Genomic DNA, 19598 nt, shown 5'->3' with positions numbered 1-19598 from the left:
GTACAGGATTAAATTTATTCGCTTCGCTTATAAATTTATTATTTTAATGGAGGCAATGCCTCCAAACCTCTCAAATTAATAATTATAGAGGCTTGGAGGTGAAACCTCCATTTTTAAACTCCTACTGGGAAGTTTCATCCTTTTCTCTGCTCTCTTCGTTCTGCTCTCTTAACTAATCTACAAATCCTCATTTATCATCACATTCACTTAAACTTATAGAATTTTATTAAACGTAGTTCTTTATTTAACTGCGTCTTTCAGGTCATAAAGATTATTGTAACTTTCTACTGCTTTACCGTTTTGCTTAATCCAGTTCATGATTTCATTATTGCCTGCTCCAACCTGGCCGCTTGTCATTGCAAATCTTACTTCACCGTTTTTAACCATAGTCTTAAACTGATCCAGAGTTATGATATTGTCATTTCCTGAAAATCCGCCAAGTGCCATTACATTTTCACCAGTTTGAAGAATGATATTAGCAAGACTGTTTGAAGACTGTGCTATGAGCAGATACTTAGCATTTCCTTTATTCTGCTGAAGATACTTAATCATAGATGAACTTGTTTCACCAAATGCTTCACCCTGCTTTCCATCATTATTGTTACTATCTGGCATCATCTGCATGATACCATCTGTATTATTGTTGTTATTTGAAGGCTGATTATTTTCATTATTCTTACTGCTACTATTACTATTATTCTGTGGCGGTGTAGCTCCATCATTCATAGGAGGTTGATTGTTACCTTCCATCATACCCATCTGATGCTTCATATTACCGTCGCCTTTTACGCCCATTCCTTCTCTGCTGCTAAGAAGGCTTAGTCCTGCTGAAGGGAAAGTGCCCTGCATAGTCTTAAACAGTGTCACAGATGAACATACAAGCGGAGTTATCAAAAGTCCTGTAACAGCTGCCATTATCAGTTTTTCTTAATGATTACTGATACATCATTCTTAACATTAAATATGCAGAGAACTGCTGCTGATAGTAATGTTATTACTGCTATAATAACTATAAGTATTTTAGCTACAGTCATATCAAAATTATATGATAATAAAAGTATCTCCAAAGCACCGTCTGCACCTAATGCTGCTGGTAAAAGCCACTTCATCCAGTCCTTGTTTTCTTTATACAATCTCCACATTGATACAAGCCCTATACCAGTCAGAGCTGATATTGGTGCTGCCAGCATTGTTAAGTAATAAGGGTGGAATGTTCCTGTAGTATAGCTGAAGAATATAAATACAGGTAGGAACCACATAAACCATAATGTTAACGATACTCTCTTCTTATTATCCATTGTTTTTTTAGATTTTTCGCAAAGTATTGAAGCTATAAAACCTATTAATGCTAATGGTATAAGATACGAAATCTGATCAAATAATCCATTGCTTGAGAAAAGTCTTAGTATACTAGCTTCTTCAGAGCCGCCAAAATTTGAATTAACTCCACCATGATTTCCGTTTTTCATATTTTTCATGTCCATACCATCGGGTGGATTTCCCATGCCCTGTGGCATATTATTTCCTTGTGGCTGATTTTGATAATTATCTTTTCCTGGATCATTCTGTATCTTATTATCAGTACTGCTATTATTCTGATTCATATTTCCATCAGGTCTTTCCATTTTCCCATTTTTCCCTGATGGAGCTAAACCTGGCTTACCGCCGCCTAATGATGTAGTAAACCTTTCAATGCCATTATGCCCAAAAATAAGCTCCATGACTGTATTATTAGTACTGCTGCCTACAAACGGTCTATTTGAAGGTGGTACCATATCAACCACAAATGCCCATGATAATGATACAACTGCTAAAACTAAAGTACCGCACGCAAGATTAATTATCTTCCTCTTCATTGTTAAGTTTTTAGACACAAGATATGCAAGATACATTGCAGGAAGTATCATGTACGCCTGAAGCATCTTAATATTAAAACCAATACCTACAAGCACAAGACTGAAAATAAGTGTTTTAGTTTTGCCATTCTCAGCCGCCTTTGACAATAGCAAACATGCTAATAATAAAGCAAGGACTAATAAATTATCTATAGTATTATTTTTGCTTGCTGCAACAAATATTGGTGTAACTGCCATGCATAAAGCTGATATAAGACCAGCATTCTTGCCAAACGCTCTCTTAACAATCATATATAAAATTCCTACTGAAATTACCCCGGCAACTGCCTGTGGAAGAAGAAGCCCCCAGCTGTTAACGCCAAAAATCTTTGCTGAAACAGCCTGTATCCAGAATCCCAGTGGCGGCTTATCTATGCTCACAAAACCAGAAGGATCAAATGAGACAAAGAAAAAATTCTTTAAACTCATTGTCATACTCTTAACTCCAGCTGCATAGTACTGATTGCCATAGCCCTGAAGCCCTAAATTTCCTATATTTAATACTGCTGAAAGCATTAATATAGCCACTAAAAGAAAATTAAAAGATATTCCTACATTCATACTGAAAATTGATATACCATTTACTATATTTCTAATAGTCTGCTCATAGCCAATCCAGCTTATTAGTCCTCTCACATACCTATTCTTTTCTGGTAGAACCATAAGCTGATTGCATACTTTTCTGTCAATTAGCCTGAAATCACCGGTATCTACTGGTATATCAATATCTGACATGCTTCTTAACAATCGATAGTACATTTTTGAAGTAAACTTTTTAAAGAAAGTTTCGCCTTCTCTTTTTTGTCCTCTTGCCATATACTACATAATATCCTTCTTTCCATTTTTCAATCATTTGAAGAATTACTTCAGGTGGATCCTGTAAATCTGCATCTATAACCACAACGGTTTCTCCAGAAGAAAGCTCCATCCCTGCTGTAATAGCAGCCTGATGGCCAAAATTTCTAGAAAAATCAATAAGTTTGACTTTTTTGTCAATCTCACAAATCCTCTGAAGCTGTTCTTTGCTCTTATCACGGCTGCCATCATTTACAAAGATAATCTCATAACTTTCCTTTGTTTTGCTCATAACATTACTAAGTCTGATATAACTTTCTTTAATAACAAGTTCTTCATTATATACCGGAACTACAATCGAATAAACTACTTTATCCATTAGTTACTCCTCCTTTTTTAGCAATTCACTAACAACATTACATAATTTTTTATCTATGTATTTATATTACAAGGAAAATATAGGAGAAGTATCAAATCAATATGTTAATATTATGTGAAGTGAAATAAATACATTTATTACAAAATAAAAAAACTATAACCTCAACATAACTTGAAATTATAGTTCATAAAGTTTTATCTTTACCTTTTAATTTTTATGACAAATGTAACACCCACATCTTCGTTCTGTGCGTATACAACACCTCGATAAAAGTTAATTACTTTTTTAGAAATAGCAAGACCTAATCCAAAATTCCCGCTTTTATCTTTATACTGATTATCAAAAATATCATTAACAGGTGTCTTTAAGTCATGAGATATACTCTGAAGGAACATCTTTTCCTCTTCATCTGCACGCCTTAATTCTATTTGCATTTTATTCATAGACTCAGCAAGTCTGCCTATTTCATCTTTACTGCTAATTTCAATAGGTGTTTCCCATTCCTTCTTAGCAATTTTCACTGTATAATCCTCCAGTTTTTTCAATGGCTTGGCAATCGAACTTGCAACAGTATTAGATGTAATAAAGTCAATAATAATAAAAATTAATCCAATTACTATTTCATAGTAAATAAGCCTGTTATCTTTTGATTCAGGGCTATATGATATTAAATATATACTTCTTCCTTTGTCTTTCTTTACATAGCTTATAATAAAATTATACATTTTGCCATTAAACCTCTTCTGATATTTTGTATCATTTAGGTTTCTGCTATTTGCAAAGCTGCACATCCACTGATGTAGACTTCTCTCTTTGCTAAATGGCATATCATAATGCATCTCTTTATTTGCAAAACTCTTGTCTGTAAGACTTTTGTTTACTGGAGCTTTATCCTCTATACCCTTATCAGGCATAAGTATTTTATTCTGTATTGGTACAATATTAACGCTTTTATCATATTTTTCAACAATAAAATGTCTACTCTGCATTAAGTTATGAAGCTCATTGAGCCTGTTAGGCTCATAAATATTATCACTTTCAACAATCATATCATGAGCTACCTTTAAGTCATTCATTTTTGCTTCATTATTGATTCGTCTGAAAATAACAAGGTATATAAAAGAAATACCAAGTATAATCACAAGAATTATTACCGTAAATGTTGTCCAAATCCTCATTGTTAATGAACGAAATTGAAAAAGTATCTGGTCTCTGGAAACAAGATTGTTTTTATTTTTCACAAAATAACTAAGAAGATCAAATTCCTTATTAGTAAGCTGAATTTCAGAAGTATCATAATACACTATTCTTTGATTGCTGTCGATTAAATAACCATTCACATTACATATATTTTTGAAGTCTTTTCGTCATTGCTTCCATATATTCTCTGCATAAGTTTGTTTGTTCTAATAACAAGTTCTCTGGGCAGGAATGGTTTTGAAAGATAGTCATCACTTCCAAGTTCTAGCCCTACAACCCTATCAAGCTCTTCATTTCTTGTAGACATGAAAATAACTGGCGTTTTGCTACTATGTTTCTTGATAGCTTTAATTAAATCATATCCACTTATATCTGGAAGCATTATGTCTAAAATCCACAGCTCTGGACAATCATTGATTGCTTTCATTGCTGAATTTCCATCAAAAAAAGTAGTAACCTCATACCCTTCAATCTGAAGATATTTTTCAAGAAGTACATTTAGACTTCTCTCATCTTCAACTAGACATATCCTCATAGAGGATACCACTCCTAACATATATTTTAGTACATATTATATTACCATAGAATTTTGTGTACATTATGTGATTATTATATCATACTAATTTTAAAATATAATCAGTATGAAAAAATGCCCTGACATCATAACGCTGATTTCAGGACACCTTTTAATCTTTATTTCTCTTTTCCTTCTATATATGCTGTTGATAAATCATAATAAGGTCCAAACTTTGGTACTGTAAAGTTTTTAACATAATTCTGTCTAAACTGATTTAGTTCTGTATAATAAGTAGGCATTACAGCAGCATCTTTTGCAATAAGCATTTCTTCTGCCTTTTTATATAAATCTAATCTCTTTTCATTATCATTTTCTATACCTGCTTTATTTATAAGTTCATCATATTCTTTGTTTGAGTATTTACCATCATTATTGGCATCACCAGTTCTGAATACAGTGAAAAATGTACTTACATCATCATAAGCTGCAGCCCAGCCACCATTGCATATATCAAAGTTGCCATCAGTCCTATCCTTATAATAAGTCTGTGCATCTGGTGTAAATTCCTGTTTAATATTTATACCAAACTTATCTTTATAAAGCTTAGCCAAATAATCTCCTGTTGCTTTTGATTCTGCAGTCTGCACACCTAAAAGCAGTTTTAAAGATACTTTTGATGCATCGTCTATGCCTTCTTCTTTTAATCCTTCTTCAAACAATTTTTTAGGATCATCCTTAACATTCTTAAGTGGTTCCTGTACTGCTTTTCTATATTCCTTATCTCCACATGAAACTCCATTGCCTATATATCCGTTAGATGGAAGATAGCTCTTATAAACTACATTTAAGAACTCCTGTCTGTCTAAAGCAAGTGACAGTGCAAGTCTTATCTTAGCATTTTTTAGAACTGAACTTGTGACATTATAGTAATTAAAACATGCTCTTGATTCTTTTCTTGTAACATATTGATACTGTCCCTTTTTTGATTCTTCTTTTAATTTATCAAGATCATCCTTGCTGGCATTAACCACATCAAGTTCCTTGTTCTCAAAAAGTTTTACAAGCGTAGATGGTTCAGTAACGATAGTTCCATTTGCCTGCTCTAACTTAACATTTTTAGCATTCCAGTATTTATCATTCTTTTTATAAACAATCTTAGATCCCTTTGCATATTCGCTGATTACAAATGGTCCGTTATATACTGTACTTATTGGATCTGATCCAAACTTATCTCCCTGTTCCTTTACTTTATCTTCTCTTACTGGTGCAAGGCTCTTAAAGCATAAAACATTAGTGAAATATGGTGTAGGCTTTGACAATGTTACTACAAATGTATAATCATCTTTTGCCTTTACTCCAAAATCAAGAAGAAGCTTGTCTATTTCTGACTTATCTTTCTTAGCGTTAACTGCTTCAATTATTTCTTTAGCTCCCTTAACATTTATATCATCCATCAAATTCATATATGGTGCTGCTGTTTTAGGATCTATTATCCTTTTCCATGCATATACATAATCTTTGGCAGTTACAGGCTTTCCATCAGTCCAAACTGCATCTTTTCTTAAATGGAAAGTGTAAGTAAGCTTGTCTTCACTTATATCAACTTTTTCTGCACCGGCAAATTCATTGTGTGATTCTCCCTTTTCATTTACAACTTCCTTCATAAGTCCCTCATAAACATTAGTCATAGCTGTAAATGACTGTGCATCAGCAACTTTCCCTGGATCAAGTGAATTAAAATCATACCCTATGATATTTAGTATCTGTTTTTCATTAGTACTCACCTTAGTAGTTCCTGTAGGACCCAAATTTCCACATCCTGACAAAGCAATAGATGCTGTTAATGCTGCTGTAATAATTGTTGTAATTAATCTTTTTCTCTTCATTATTAACCCCCAAAAAGTAATTTGCTTAAAATCCATACATGATGCCCCTATGTTAATAATTCATTCCAACAAAAAAGCACTAGAGAATAAATCCCTAGTGCAAAAAATCACTATAATTCACACTCTCATCTATCAGCTAAAATATAGCTGCAGGAATTAGCACCGTAATACTTTTAGTAAATGAACTAAAATATCGGTTGCTGGGCTTCACAGGGCCAGTCCCTCCACCACTCTTGATAAGACACCAAAATATAAAATTTTATATTATTTTCTAAATTATATATTACATTTTATATTATGTCAATTATTTTTTATTCTAACAAATAAGCAATCTACATACATTCGTACTGTATGAATGAAAATTAATCCAATAATTTTATATTATAATTTTATTTTTAATGATTATTTTTTGCATTTATAATATAATTATTTACATAAATATATATTTAAGGGGGATTTCTAATTTGGAAAAAGAAATGGGATTTTTTCAGAAGTTCATTAACAGCTTTTATAATTTTAAAGCTTATAATGAATTCAAAAAACAATCTATAGAAAAAGCTATTGTTTATATACTTTTTGTAAGTCTTATATTTACTACTTTATCAAGTATCTCTAATTCTATCAAGTTTATAACTACATCATCAGTTATAAGAAGCGAAATGGAAACTAAAATGCCTGATTTTGAGTTTAAGGATGGAGTGCTTAAAGTTGACAGCAATGAACCACTAAAATTTGTTGATGATGACACATTATTTATGATTGATACATCAGGCAACACATCTGTTGAAAGCTTGTCATCATATAGAACTTATTTTCTTATTACTAACGATACTGTTTATTTTAAAGACTCTAGTTCTTCTATGCAGCAGATAGATTTAAGTACATTTAGTACACTTACTCTAAATAAACAGACTGCAAAGAATATTGCCAGCAAACTGCTTACTACAATATTGATAATTACTATAATATTCAGTCCGATTATTGCTTTCTTAGGCAAACTATTAAACTCATTTACAGTTATGGCTCTTGCAGGCCTTGCTCTTAGTGCAATAATGAGTAAAAAACTCAAATACGGTGAATGTGCAAAATTATCAATTTATGCTTTAACAGTTCCGTTTGCCATCAAAACAATCTTAAAAGTATTTAGTATTACAATTCCATGTTTTACACTTGTGTACTATGCAATTGCAATACTATATCTGGGATTTGGCATCAATGCTCTTACAGAAGAACAGAATGCAGATCCAGAAAATAAAGATACTGCTTTACTTAATAACTAATCTAAGTATCTGTGCCAGATCTAAGGCCTGCATAGTTGTTACTACTGCACCTTCAAGATCTGGTATTTCTGCGTTCAGACCATTTATTTCACATGTAGTAAAATCTATATTTTTTAATGATGTTTTATTAAAATAAGCATTATTCATAACATTATCCATAAATGCAATATTTTTATGATTCACTTCCTGAAATACCCCTTCTTCAATTCTGCACTTTTCAAACATTACATTCTGCAGCTTAGAATATGAAAAATTAGCATAGCTACATACAGAATCCTTAAACAATACATCCTTCATATGATTGCTATCAAATTTCGCTCCCATAAGCTTACACCCAATAAACTGAGTTCTTGTTATGCTTCCATCTGTCATTTCTACATTAGACATATCACAGTTTTCAAAAACCACATCAATAAAATCTATATTTTTAAATGTACACTCCTGAAATATAATGTTCCTAAATATGCATGAATCTAAAGTAGTACCTCTCCCATCTTTATAACGTATAGCCTGATTCTCAATTACTTTATCTGCTATTTTATCATCAAAATCATATTCATCTATTCTGCTTTCTTCTTCAAGTTCATCAATAAATTTAGGCTGTTGTATCTTTATTTTCGCCATATATGCTCCCTACTCTCTATATGAATTATAGCACTATTATTACATAATATATTACATTTGTAAAAACATCTCTTTCTATTTCGGACACTTTAAATGTATAAACATACTATATAATAAAAATAATCATTGGAAGTGATCAGCATTTGACAGCCATTATATTATATAGTCTTTGCTTATTTTTACTTATTTTATCATTTTGTAAAGACAAAAACAAAACAAAAACCGCATTAAAAAAGGGTTACAAAAGCTTTGAGATAATGATGCCTCAGTTTCTAGGAATAATCATGACAGTGGGCATTCTCCTAGCAGTAATTAAGCCCTCTGTCATATCAAAATTAATAGGTTCTTCATCAGGTTTCTTAGGCATTTTGATCTCAGCTATAGTTGGTTCAATAACTATTATGCCCACATTTGTAGCATTTTCAACCGGCAATACTCTTTTAAAAAATGGTGCAGGTTATGGTCAGGTAGCCGCTCTAATTTCTACTCTGACTTTAGTCGGTATAGTGACTATTGGCCTGGAGTCAAAGTATATTGGCAAAAAAGCAGCCTTACTCAGAAATTTTGTATGTTTCTTATTCTCAATTGTTGTAGCTGTATTTATTGCATTTGTTTTCGAATAATAGGAGGTTAAAAATGAGGAAATTAATTATTCGTTATAAATTTTTTTTAATCATGATTATATTTACACTTATTATCTTTATGATCAATCATGATATTGGGATAAATGTACTTAATACTGCCTTTTCCAGCTTACTGCAGATGTTAACCGTCGTACCTCCAATCATGATAATGCTGGGACTTATGGACGTCTGGATTCCAAGAGAAAAATTCATGAAACACATGGGAGAAAGCTCAGGTATTAGTGGAATACTAATAACCATACTAATTGCCAGCATCGCAGCCGGCCCTATGTATGCAGCATTTCCTTTCATACCAGTGCTTATGAGAAAAGGTGTAAAATTCAGCAACATACTGCTTTTTATGAATGCATGGTGTGTAATTAAAATATCAACACTTTTATTTGAGATTTCAGGAATAGGCATAACTTTTACATTCTGGAGATTTGTAATAGATCTGCCTGGAGTAATAATTATAAGCTTGATAACAGAAAAAATGATGAAAAAAGATGAGATAGACAACCTATACGCTCTAGCAGAAAACCTATAATTTGCAACAAACTAAATTTAACATTAAAAACCTGATAAACTGAAATTCAAAAAAGATTAGAGAGTTGAAATTAGAGATATGAGAACTGGATGGAATTTATTCGTTACACTTTCTCTGCTTTCTTATCTTATCTTCAAATTAACATTTATCGAGTTTGTTATTTCTAAACATATATTATTTAAAATATTTTATGCAAACTGGCTCTTGTAGATTGATGCGTAGACACCGTCCTGCTTTAATAATTCTTTATGTGTTCCTTTTTCAACTATGTTTCCATGATCCATTACAAGAATCATGTCTGCTCCTTCAATTGTTGAAAGTCTGTGGGCAATTATAAAGCTTGTTCTGCCTTCCATTACTTTTTCAAAAGCAGCCTGTATTTTAAGTTCAGTTCTAGTATCAATATTGCTTGTTGCTTCATCAAGTATGACAATCGGTGGATTCTGAAGCATTGCACGTGCTATTGTAAGCAGCTGCTTCTGTCCCTGTGATAAATTTGAACCTGAATCACTGATAACTGTATCATATCCATTTGGCAGCTTTCTTATGAAGCTGTCTGCATCAGCCATCTTAGCTGCTGCTATAATCTCTTCTCTTGCTGCATCCCTGCTGCCATAAGCTATATTATTAGCAATTGTATCACCAAAAAGGAATGTTTCCTGAAGGACCATGGCAAAATTTGATCTTAAGCTGTCCCTTGTAATCTTTTTTGTATCCACTCCATCTAAGTATATATGTCCATTGTCAATATCATAAAAGCGCATAAGCAGGTTAACGATAGTTGTTTTTCCTGCCCCCGTTTTACCGACAATCGCAATCTTATGACCACTTTCTGCTTCAAAGCTGAGATTAGTAATTAATTTCTTACTCTTATCGTAAGAGAATTCAACATCTTCAAACTTTACATTACCAACGCATTTATTAATACTTGCTTTCTGAGATTCATCTTCTTCACTTTCCATATCTAGTATATCAAATACACGCTGTGCTGAAGCAGCTGCAGACTGAATCTGCGTAAATACTCCTGTTATTTCGTTAAATGGTTTTGAAAACAGATTAGAGTAAATAAGGAAACTTGAAATATCTCCAATTGTAATCATGCCTAGTATTGAAATAACACTTCCTATCATTCCCACTACTGCATAGACAACATTATTTATAAGTCTTGTTGATGGATTTACAAGTGCTCCAAAGAACTGAGATTTAACTCCAACATTATATAAACTGTTGTTCACTTCTTTAAAATTATCAAAAGACTTCTTTTCATAACTGAAAGCTTTAACTGTCTTCTGACCACTAACTATTTCTTCTACATAACCATTTAATCTGCCAAGCTCTGTTGCCTGAGCCTTAAAATATTTCTGACAGTTTATTGTAATGTACCTAGCCATAAAATAAGTTAAAGGCGCTGATAAAATAACTATTAAAGCCATAATCCAGTTTATAGATACCATGAAAGCTATAGCCCCAATAATTGTAGCTATACCTGTCATCATTGTAGTTATCCCCTGCAAAAGTCCGTCTGATATAGCATCGGTATCATTGATAAATCTGCTGATTATATCTCCATGTGCATTAGTATCAAAAAAATAAAGCGGCAGAGAATTTATCTTATCGAACAAATCTTTACGCATACTTCTTACAGTATTATAGGAAATTGTATTTGTAAGATAAGTAAGTATCCATGTAAACAGAAACCCAAAACTATAAACAACTACAAGCTCAATAAGTATCATAATAATACTTTTAAAATTAACATTACCTTTTGTAATCATCATATCTATAGCATGTCCAATAAGAATAGGACCTATAAGACTTAGAATTACACTAATGACTGCACATATAAAGGCAGCTATTAGATTTCTTTTACTTTCCTTTAAGTACTCAAATATTCTCTTAAATGTATTCTTATTTTTCATAACTTACAGCTGCCTCCTCATCTGATAACTGTGATCTTACAATTTCATTGTAGACTTCACATTGCTCTATCAGTTCATCATGTTTTCCAAAGCCAGCTATCTTTCCATCATCAAATACGATAATCTTGTCGCATGATTTTACAGAGCTTGATCTCTGAGAAACTACGATAACTGTAAGGTCCTTAAAATTATCACTGATGGCATGTCTAAGTGCAGCATCAGTAGCAAGATCAAGTGCACTTGAAGAATCATCAAGAATAAGTATGTCGCTTTTTTTAGCAAGGGCTCTGGCAATTGAAAGACGCTGTTTCTGTCCTCCTGAGAAGTTTGCTCCACCACGTTCTACAATAGTATCATATCCGTCTTTAAGATAACTTATAAATTCAGACGCCTGAGCTATTTCTGCTGCTTTTTTAATTTCATCATCTGAAGCATTTTCATTGCCAAACTTTAAATTTTCAGCTATAGTACCTGTAAATAATTCAGTCTTCTGCGGTACAAGGCTGATCATTTTTCTAAGTTCTTCAAGACTGTAGTTTCTAACATCATTATTATTAACTAATACACTTCCCTGCATAACATCATAGAATCTTGGTATAAGATTAATCATAGTTGATTTTCCGGAACCTGTACCTCCTATTACTCCTACAGTTTCGCCCTTATTAATTATAAAAGAAATATTCTGAAGTACTGCATCACCTGAATCACTATATCTAAAAGTAACATCATTAAATTCTATCATTTTATCACTGCTATTTACTGAAATATCATTGCTGTTTTCTACTATTGATGACTTCATCTCAAGCACTTCATTTATACGCGAAGCAGATGCAGATGCCTTTGTAAACAGTATGATAAGATTAGATACAACAAGTAGTGCAAGCAGTATCTGAGTTATATAATTAATGAATGTGATAATAACTCCTGGTGACATGCTGCCAGCATTAATTTCTACAGCTCCTGTCCATAAAAGCACGATTATTGCAAAATTCATTACAAGTGAAGTAAGCGGATTTAAAAGTGCTGATATCTTACCAATTCTGATTGCTGCGGATGATAATTCATCATTAGATTTATCAAATCTTTGAGATTCATCATTAGTCTTTACAAATGCTCTTATGACTCTTACACCCATAAGATTTTCTCTTAGTATACTACCAAGATCATCAAGCCTCTTCTGATACTTTTTATACATAGGTGCAGTTCTTGACATAAATAAATATAAAATAATTGCAAAAAATGGTGCTGTACAAAACAAAATGAATGATAGCTTGAGATTAAGAATCATTGACATTACAATTGCCCCCATACATATAAATGGAGCTCTTGATACAAGTCTTAAAAGCATAGCTACAGCTGTCTGAACCTGGTTGACATCGTTTGTAATTCTATTAATAAGAGATGATGTTCCTATATCATCAATCTCTGCATAAGAAAGAGATGACATATGTATAAACAGTTCATTTCTAAGTTCAGTCCCAACCCCCTGTGACGCTTTAGACGCAAGATACTGGCACACAAGAGAACTACAGTATCCAAGGCATGACATTCCAATCATGATAATTCCCATTTTTATTACGTAGTTTGTGTCATGCTTCATAACGCCATTATTTATTACAAGTGCCATAATTGTAGGAAGAATAAGTTCAAGTATTGCCTCAAACAATTTAAATATAGGAGCAATAATGCACTCCTTCTTATAATTTTTTAAATATGGCAGTAATTTAAACATATTATTAGTCCACCTTTCCATATATGTTGTTTTTTCCATAAATTTCAGCTATTATTTTAGCATAGTTATTTCCATATTAATAATACTTGTTTTATATGTTTAATATATGAAAAAGATATGTAGAGGAGACGTAATGGATTTAAAACAATTAAAATACTTTTTAACAATAGCTGAAGAAGGACAAATAACATCTGCTGCTAAGAGACTTCATATTGCACAGCCTCCACTAAGCCAGCAGCTTAAGAATCTTGAAAACGAACTGGGCATAGAGCTGATAAAAAGAGGTTCACGTCATATAGAATTAACTGATGCAGGAAAGATACTAAGAGACAGGGCCTCACAGATATTAAATTTATCCGACTCCACAGTTAATGAAATACTTGATTTAAAAAAAGGATTTTCAGGAACACTTAAGATAGGTACAGTTTCATCATCAGGTACAATCCTATTAAACAGCAGAATGAATGAATTCGTCTTAAAATACCCTGATGTAAAATTTGAATTATATGAAGGAAATACATTTAAAGTACTCGATCTTCTTGATGAAGGCATAATTGAGATAGGTATTGTCAGAACACCATTTAACAACTCATCATATAACTGCATCTATGCAGAAAAAGAACCAATGATTGCCATAATGAATAAGAAATATGACTGGAAAGAATCAAAAAACGTGGTTTCAATTAAAGAATTAAAAAACAAACCACTGATATTATACAGACGTTTTGAACAGCTGATTAAAGACTGCTGCATAAAAGAAAACTTTGAACCTAATATTTTCTGCAAAAATGATGATGCAAGAACTACTATTCTCTGGGCTAATGCTGGCTTTGGCATTGGAATCCTTCCTAAATCAGCATATAATCTTGCCAGCAATAATAATCTTATCTATAAGGAAATACAAAATACTAAGCTGACAACACAAATTTCTGCCATTTACAAAAAGAATAGATACTTATCAACTGTTGCACAGAATTTTATAAATGAATTTTCTCTTGATTGATCGAAGCTATGAGATTATCTTCATTAAAAAAGAGTTGCAAGACATATTCCGAAACCGACGTCGTTCCTTAAAGTCTCTTAAGGTCGTTTCTTCATATGTTTTGCAACCCTTAGATTACTAAAGGATGAAATTGCATTCTACCATTCTTTTACACGAACGTACAACCACTTTAATTTCAAGACTTTATGATATTAAAAAACGATATTTTTCAATGCAATTTCCTTTATTATTCACATTATAAATTATACATTAAACAAAAGGATTGTAGTATCTTCCGCCATTTATATAAATAAAGGCTAGTGATACTGCAAGTAAAACAACTAGAAGTCCTATAGATATATAATCCATCATTCTGAAAGGTCTAGCGCTATACCATGTCCTTTTTTTCTTATTTCCAAAGGCTCTAAGCTCCATTGCTGAGCTTATTACATCTATTCTATCAAGACTTGATAAAATAAGTGGCATAATAATTGATGCTGACCCTTTAATTCTATCTATAAGTTTAGCTTTTTTAGAAAGCTCTATTCCTCTTGCTTGTTGTGCAAATGAAATATTTCTATAATCATGCTGTATATCAGGTATATATCTTAATGCTAAAGATACTGAATATGCTATTTTATAGCTAACACCTATTCTATTAAGTGAAGAAGCAAATTCACTTGGATTTGTAGCAACCATAAATAAAAGTGCTATAGGTATTATTGAAAAATATTTCAAAGTTATGTTTAAATGATAAAATAATTGTTCCTTTGTAACGACATATGGTCCTGCTATTTTAAATAAATCAGTCCTTGTGCCATAAATCTCTACACCTTCTAAAGGAGACAATAAAAATATTGCGATATTATTTATAAGTAAAAAAACAAGTATAAAATAGAATACAAAAGATACCTGCTTAAACTTTACCTTTGAAATCTTGAAAATTACAAGACCTGCAATAACCATAAATGCCAGGATACGCGTATCATAAGTTATCATTGATGCAAATGCCCATAGTATAAGGCATATAAGCTTAGTTGCTCCAGTAAGCTTATGCACCGGCGAATCTAGGTCTGTATACTCAAGCATTACTTCATTCATTTATTTCTTATCCTCCTGTCATAATCAACAAACCTCACTGAAAACTCTTTAGGATCTTCAATTCCTGCTTTTAGAGCGAGCTGATATACTGAAGTTTCTTTAAGATTTGCTTTTTTAATTATACCATCATCAGTAAGAATATTAATTGCTTCATCATCAGCAATTTTCTCACCATCACAAAGTACTACAGCCCTGTCTGTATACTCCACCATAAGATGCATATCGTGAGTAATCATTATTATGGTAATTCCTCTTTCATTGATTTTCTTTAAGAACTCCATAATTTCAGTGTAGTGATTAAAGTCCTGTCCTGCTGTAGGTTCATCAAGTATTATGATATCAGGATTTAATACTAATATAGAAGCTATAGTAACACGTTTCTTCTGTCCAAAACTTAATGCTGATATAGGCCAGTTACGGAATGGGAATAATCCGCATACCTTTAATGTATTAAATACTCTCTCCTTAACTTCATCCTCAGAAACTCCTCTAACTCTAAGACCTAGCGCTACTTCGTCAAAGATCATTGTCTTAGAAATCATCTGATTAGGATTCTGCATTACCATACCTATTTTTTCAGCACGTTCTTTTATACTATCCTTTAAAATACTCTTTCCTTTGTAAAGAATATCGCCTTTTGTCGGCTTATAGAATCCACATATAAGCTTAGAAATTGTAGACTTTCCAGCACCATTCTTACCTATAACACTTAACATCTCGCCCTTCTTAACATCAAAGGAAAGATTATTAAGTATCTTTCTTCTGCCATTATAGCTAAAGTCTACATTTTTAACTTCAAGAATACTTTCAGCCTCTTCTTTATGTAAACCTCTATCAGTTATCCTAAACCATTCTTTAAGTTTTTCATTGAACTTATCAATATCAAGAATATTTATATCTTCGGGATGCATACTCTCATCTATCTTAACACCCGCATATTTTAGTGCTGTTATGTATAAAGGCTCCCTGATACCTGTCTGTTTTAAAATTTCCGTACATAAAAGCTTATTAGGTGGCATATCAGCAAGTATAGTTCCATTATCAACTATTATAACTCTGTCAACATCACAATGAAGAACATCTTCCAGTCTATGCTCTATTATGATAATTGTTTTATTTCTTTCTCTTTTAATCTTATCGATAAGCTCTATAGATGTCTTACCTGTAGCAGGATCAAGATTTGCAAGTGGTTCATCAAATAGCAGTATTTCTGCATCTCCTACCATTGTTCCAGCAAGTGAAACTCTCTGTTTCTGTCCTCCTGAAAGATTATTTGGTGCTGAATCAAGTCTCTTATCTATATCTACAATTTCTGCTGCTAACCTTACACGTCTTTTCATTTCTTCTATATCAACGCAGTCATTTTCAAGCTTAAATGCTATATCTTCCCCAACTGTCAGACCTATAAACTGGCTGTCTGGGTCCTGAAGAACAGTTCCTACCATATTAGAAAGCATCGCTATGCTTAAATATCTTGTTTCTATGCCTTTAATTTTCAGGCTTCCCTGAATATCACCTTTATATCGAAAAGGTATTAGTCCATTTATGCAATTAGATATTGTGCTCTTGCCTGAACCTGATGGTCCGACAATTAAAACTTTCTCACCCTCATATATAGTCAAATTAATATTATTTAATGTGGGTTTTGTCTGAGCATTGTACTTAAAAGAAAAGTTATTAAATTCTATTATAGGTTTCTTCATACAAAACGCTCCTTCTTAACGAGTATATTACTACAATATGATAAACTATTTTGTTTAATATGTATAATATTATTTAAAATAATTTAATATATATTAAAAAAACCAAGGCTGCCTCAATCCCAAGTCTAAGAATTTCGACAACCTTATTAGTAATTTTATTAGTCTTCCTTAGAAAGACTTCCGCTTTTAACTTTTGTTTTTGCATAACCTGCAAGTAGAATTGTACCTAAAACTGCTACACAAAGTATATTAGAAATTCCAGCAATAGCTCCCTGAATAAATACTTTCTTTGCAGGTTCGCTATAGATTATTATATCTAATAATGGTGCAACTACAAACCAAGCTGCTGCATTAGCTATAATCTGATAAATGTTAAAGATAAGAATCTGTTTTTTACCGAAATTTCCTTCTTCAATATTTATCTTACTTTTTGCAAGACCAATTACAAGCCCTACAACTCCTGATGCTATGGCCCAGCTAAACCATGGCATTCCATAAGCAATTAGATCCTTTAATGAATGACCTATAAGTCCTATAGCAAGACCTGCAATAGGTCCAAAAATAACTGACATTAATGCTAAAAATGCATATACAATCTCTATTTCGGTATTTGGAATAAATGTGGGTATGCTTGCAAATCTTGCAAGTATTATAAATACTGCTGCACCAATACCAATAGCAACAATAGTTTTAATTGTCATTTCCTTTGATTTATTCATAAGTTCATTCCCCCTTGTAAATAATATAAAACTTAATATATTGTAATAATCTTTTCAATAATAAAGTCAACCATAAAAGCATACTATTTTTACATATAAGGACTAAATTGCATTCTACCATCCTTTTACACAAATGTGTAAACCCTTTGTTTTCAACGCTTTACAGCATTAAAATTTCACTTTTTTCAATGCAATTCACTAGACATTAAAAAAACACTTCAATAAGAAGTGTTCATTGATAGCAAAATAAGCCAACATGCTTTAAAAACTTCTTATTTTTCAGGAAATGTTCCTGTAGGATTTAGCACCACAAAAAAAAATCAAAATTTCTTCAGGTTGCCGGGTTTCATTGGGCCAGTCCCTCCGCCACTCTTAATAAGATTAACTTACTAAAAATATTCTATTTATATTTATTATACGCACATGTACTAAATTGTCAATATAATTTTAAATATAATTTTCCTAACAAAATAACTGCCAGATATAAAAATCCGGCAGCCATTATATTATTCGAATTTAACTCCATCTAAATGATCTTTAAGTGCATCTCCTAAAGTTGCTTCACTTACTGAATCATCAGTATAATTTAAGCTCTCCTGTGGTTTTTCTACAACTTCTTTAATACTTAAACTTAACTTATGGTTTTCAGCATCCATGTCAAGTATTTTTACTTTAACCTGTTGTCCTTCTTTTAACACGTCAGAAACTTTTGCTATGTTTTCATCAGATATTTCACTTATGTGAACTAATCCTTCTACTCCATCAGCAACTTCAACAAAAGCTCCAAAGTTCATCAACTTAACAACTTTACCTTCAATAACATCTCCATTATTAAATTTAGCAGCAGCTAAAACCCATGGATTGCTGTCCTTATCTTTTAATACTAGAGCAATTCTATGCTTATCAGTATCTACTGAATCAACATAAACTTCAACTTTATCTCCAACTGAAACTACTTCTTCTGGTTTATGTATTCTCTTCCATGATAAATCAGAAATATGAATTAGTCCTTCAACTCCACCAAGGTCTACAAATGCGCCAAAGCTTGCAAGTCTAGTTACTGTTCCCTGTCTCTTTTGTCCAGCTTCAATTGATGCCCAAACCTGTTCTCTAGCAGCCTTTATTTCAGCTTCTTCGATTACTCTTCTTGATGCAACAATGTTTCTCTTTGTCCTGTCAACTTCAGTAAGTTTAACTTCTAATTCTTTGCCGACTAATGTGTTAAGTTCAACTCTCTTAGCTGATGCTAAAGATCCTGGTATAAATACTCTGAATCCCTTGTAAGATGCAATTAAACCACCCTTAGTTTCGCTGTTAACTTTAACTGTTATAGTCTTGTCTTCATCTTTGATTTCTTTTATTTCATCCCAAATCTTAACTTCATCAGCTCTCTTCTTAGATAAAACAACATTTCCTTCTCCGTCGTCAGTGCTTAAAATCTTAACCATGATTTCATCGCCTTCTTTTACAACGTCTTCAGGATTAACGTCTTTATCAAAAGAAAGTTCATCTCTGCTGATTATTCCATCTGAAAAATAATTTATATTTACAATAACTTCGTCAGAAGCTACACTCAATACTTTTCCCTTTACGATTTCTCCTCTGTTTATTCTTTTAAAGTCATAGTCTTTTAAGACTTCTTCCATTCCCATTTTTTGATTATTTTCCATCAATATCACTCCTTAATATGTTGGTA

Annotated in this window: 16 protein-coding genes, 1 pseudogene and 2 riboswitches; of the genes and pseudogenes, 4 read left to right on the top strand and 13 right to left on the bottom strand. The window is 32.2% G+C overall.

Going from position 1 to position 19598, the window contains the following annotated elements; genetic code table 11:
* Positions 1 to 240 precede the first annotated feature (240 nt).
* The 6 genes and pseudogenes from FYJ33_RS03795 to FYJ33_RS03780 all read right to left on the bottom strand — a co-directional run bounded on the left by FYJ33_RS03795 (position 241) and on the right by FYJ33_RS03780 (position 6672).
* Entirely contained in the window at positions 241 to 915 is a 675-nt protein-coding gene (locus FYJ33_RS03795; RefSeq protein WP_154530440.1) for a mannosyltransferase YkcB-related protein, read from the bottom strand.
* A 2-nt stretch (positions 916 to 917) separates the two neighbouring features.
* Positions 918 to 2324: a glycosyltransferase family 39 protein gene (locus FYJ33_RS03790; RefSeq protein WP_235900770.1), complete on the bottom strand. Its 1407-nt coding sequence runs from the start codon at positions 2322 to 2324 to the stop codon at positions 918 to 920.
* Between the two features lie 168 nt (positions 2325 to 2492).
* Positions 2493 to 3069 (bottom strand): annotated as a pseudogene (locus FYJ33_RS16220) (glycosyltransferase family 2 protein); the annotation flags it as partial.
* A gap of 200 nt (positions 3070 to 3269) precedes the next feature.
* The gene (locus FYJ33_RS16215; RefSeq protein WP_328598648.1) at positions 3270 to 4409 is read right to left on the bottom strand and encodes a HAMP domain-containing protein; all 1140 of its coding nucleotides are present in this window, start codon (positions 4407 to 4409) and stop codon (positions 3270 to 3272) included.
* Positions 4406 to 4804, bottom strand: coding sequence for a response regulator transcription factor (locus FYJ33_RS16210; RefSeq protein WP_328598647.1), 399 nt, complete (start codon positions 4802 to 4804; stop codon positions 4406 to 4408). The genes FYJ33_RS16215 and FYJ33_RS16210 overlap by 4 nt, the downstream gene beginning before the upstream one ends.
* A gap of 158 nt (positions 4805 to 4962) precedes the next feature.
* The gene (locus FYJ33_RS03780) at positions 4963 to 6672 is read right to left on the bottom strand and encodes a peptide ABC transporter substrate-binding protein (RefSeq protein WP_206046604.1); all 1710 of its coding nucleotides are present in this window, start codon (positions 6670 to 6672) and stop codon (positions 4963 to 4965) included.
* 122 nt (positions 6673 to 6794) lie between these two features.
* Positions 6795 to 6915: riboswitch (SAM riboswitch) on the bottom strand.
* 221 nt (positions 6916 to 7136) lie between these two features.
* On the opposite strand from FYJ33_RS03780, the gene FYJ33_RS03775 reads away from it, so the two are divergent.
* Positions 7137 to 7952, top strand: a complete 816-nt coding sequence (locus tag FYJ33_RS03775; protein ID WP_206046603.1) for a DUF1189 domain-containing protein — start codon at positions 7137 to 7139, stop codon at positions 7950 to 7952.
* Here the strand turns inward: FYJ33_RS03775 and FYJ33_RS03770 are convergent.
* Positions 7938 to 8576, bottom strand: coding sequence for a pentapeptide repeat-containing protein (locus FYJ33_RS03770; protein ID WP_154530437.1), 639 nt, complete (start codon positions 8574 to 8576; stop codon positions 7938 to 7940). The two genes, FYJ33_RS03775 and FYJ33_RS03770, sit on opposite strands and share 15 nt — an antisense overlap.
* A gap of 143 nt (positions 8577 to 8719) precedes the next feature.
* On the opposite strand from FYJ33_RS03770, the gene FYJ33_RS03765 reads away from it, so the two are divergent.
* Both FYJ33_RS03765 and FYJ33_RS03760 read left to right on the top strand, forming a co-directional pair.
* A complete protein-coding gene (locus FYJ33_RS03765) occupies positions 8720 to 9199 on the top strand; it encodes a permease (RefSeq protein WP_154530436.1) in 480 nt (159 codons plus the stop codon).
* A 13-nt stretch (positions 9200 to 9212) separates the two neighbouring features.
* Positions 9213 to 9746 carry a permease gene (locus tag FYJ33_RS03760; protein ID WP_154530435.1) on the top strand — a complete coding sequence of 178 codons (534 nt, stop codon included), beginning with the start codon at positions 9213 to 9215 and terminating at the stop codon, positions 9744 to 9746.
* Between the two features lie 188 nt (positions 9747 to 9934).
* Here the strand turns inward: FYJ33_RS03760 and FYJ33_RS03755 are convergent, their stop codons facing one another.
* Positions 9935 to 11665, bottom strand: a complete 1731-nt coding sequence (locus tag FYJ33_RS03755; RefSeq protein ID WP_154530434.1) for an ABC transporter ATP-binding protein — start codon at positions 11663 to 11665, stop codon at positions 9935 to 9937.
* Positions 11655 to 13397 (bottom strand): ABC transporter ATP-binding protein, encoded by a 1743-nt coding sequence (locus FYJ33_RS03750; RefSeq protein ID WP_154530433.1) that lies wholly within the window; start codon positions 13395 to 13397, stop codon positions 11655 to 11657. The genes FYJ33_RS03755 and FYJ33_RS03750 overlap by 11 nt, the downstream gene beginning before the upstream one ends.
* A 133-nt stretch (positions 13398 to 13530) precedes the next feature.
* On the opposite strand from FYJ33_RS03750, the gene FYJ33_RS03745 reads away from it, so the two are divergent.
* The gene (locus tag FYJ33_RS03745; protein WP_154530432.1) at positions 13531 to 14400 is read left to right on the top strand and encodes a LysR family transcriptional regulator; all 870 of its coding nucleotides are present in this window, start codon (positions 13531 to 13533) and stop codon (positions 14398 to 14400) included.
* A 249-nt stretch (positions 14401 to 14649) separates the two neighbouring features.
* Here the strand turns inward: FYJ33_RS03745 and FYJ33_RS03740 are convergent, their stop codons facing one another.
* The 4 genes from FYJ33_RS03740 to rpsA all read right to left on the bottom strand — a co-directional run bounded on the left by FYJ33_RS03740 (position 14650) and on the right by rpsA (position 19572).
* Positions 14650 to 15480 (bottom strand): energy-coupling factor transporter transmembrane component T family protein, encoded by an 831-nt coding sequence (locus FYJ33_RS03740; protein WP_154530431.1) that lies wholly within the window; start codon positions 15478 to 15480, stop codon positions 14650 to 14652.
* Positions 15477 to 17183, bottom strand: a complete 1707-nt coding sequence (locus tag FYJ33_RS03735) for an ABC transporter ATP-binding protein (protein ID WP_154530430.1) — start codon at positions 17181 to 17183, stop codon at positions 15477 to 15479. Before FYJ33_RS03735 ends, FYJ33_RS03740 begins: the two co-directional genes overlap by 4 nt.
* A gap of 158 nt (positions 17184 to 17341) precedes the next feature.
* Entirely contained in the window at positions 17342 to 17902 is a 561-nt protein-coding gene (locus FYJ33_RS03730) for an ECF-type riboflavin transporter substrate-binding protein (RefSeq protein WP_154530429.1), read from the bottom strand.
* A 269-nt stretch (positions 17903 to 18171) separates the two neighbouring features.
* Positions 18172 to 18284, bottom strand: a riboswitch (SAM riboswitch).
* 124 nt (positions 18285 to 18408) lie between these two features.
* Positions 18409 to 19572, bottom strand: a complete 1164-nt coding sequence (gene rpsA, locus FYJ33_RS03725; protein ID WP_154530428.1) for a 30S ribosomal protein S1 — start codon at positions 19570 to 19572, stop codon at positions 18409 to 18411.
* Between the last annotated feature and the right edge of the window lie 26 nt (positions 19573 to 19598).

The organism is Inconstantimicrobium porci, from assembly GCF_009696465.1.
GTDB lineage: Bacteria > Bacillota > Clostridia > Clostridiales > Clostridiaceae > Inconstantimicrobium > Inconstantimicrobium porci.
This window is presented reverse-complemented; position numbering and strand designations above follow the sequence as displayed.

What these genes read in the sequence shown, in the direction of transcription:
- FYJ33_RS03795 (WP_154530440.1), bottom strand. Translation starts at nt 915, where the DNA reads ATGGCAGCTGTTACAGGACTTTTGATAACTCCGCTTGTATGTTCATCT.
- FYJ33_RS03750 (WP_154530433.1), bottom strand. Translation starts at nt 13,397, where the DNA reads ATGTTTAAATTACTGCCATATTTAAAAAATTATAAGAAGGAGTGCATT.
- FYJ33_RS16210 (WP_328598647.1), bottom strand. Translation starts at nt 4,804, where the DNA reads ATGAGGATATGTCTAGTTGAAGATGAGAGAAGTCTAAATGTACTTCTT.
- FYJ33_RS03755 (WP_154530434.1), bottom strand. Translation starts at nt 11,665, where the DNA reads ATGAAAAATAAGAATACATTTAAGAGAATATTTGAGTACTTAAAGGAA.
- FYJ33_RS03735 (WP_154530430.1), bottom strand. Translation starts at nt 17,183, where the DNA reads ATGAAGAAACCTATAATAGAATTTAATAACTTTTCTTTTAAGTACAAT.
- FYJ33_RS03790 (WP_235900770.1), bottom strand. Translation starts at nt 2,324, where the DNA reads ATGAGTTTAAAGAATTTTTTCTTTGTCTCATTTGATCCTTCTGGTTTT.
- FYJ33_RS03760 (WP_154530435.1), top strand. Translation starts at nt 9,213, where the DNA reads ATGAGGAAATTAATTATTCGTTATAAATTTTTTTTAATCATGATTATA.
- FYJ33_RS03770 (WP_154530437.1), bottom strand. Translation starts at nt 8,576, where the DNA reads ATGGCGAAAATAAAGATACAACAGCCTAAATTTATTGATGAACTTGAA.
- FYJ33_RS03740 (WP_154530431.1), bottom strand. Translation starts at nt 15,480, where the DNA reads ATGAATGAAGTAATGCTTGAGTATACAGACCTAGATTCGCCGGTGCAT.
- FYJ33_RS03730 (WP_154530429.1), bottom strand. Translation starts at nt 17,902, where the DNA reads ATGAATAAATCAAAGGAAATGACAATTAAAACTATTGTTGCTATTGGT.
- rpsA (WP_154530428.1), bottom strand. Translation starts at nt 19,572, where the DNA reads ATGGAAAATAATCAAAAAATGGGAATGGAAGAAGTCTTAAAAGACTAT.
- FYJ33_RS03780 (WP_206046604.1), bottom strand. Translation starts at nt 6,672, where the DNA reads ATGAAGAGAAAAAGATTAATTACAACAATTATTACAGCAGCATTAACA.
- FYJ33_RS03745 (WP_154530432.1), top strand. Translation starts at nt 13,531, where the DNA reads ATGGATTTAAAACAATTAAAATACTTTTTAACAATAGCTGAAGAAGGA.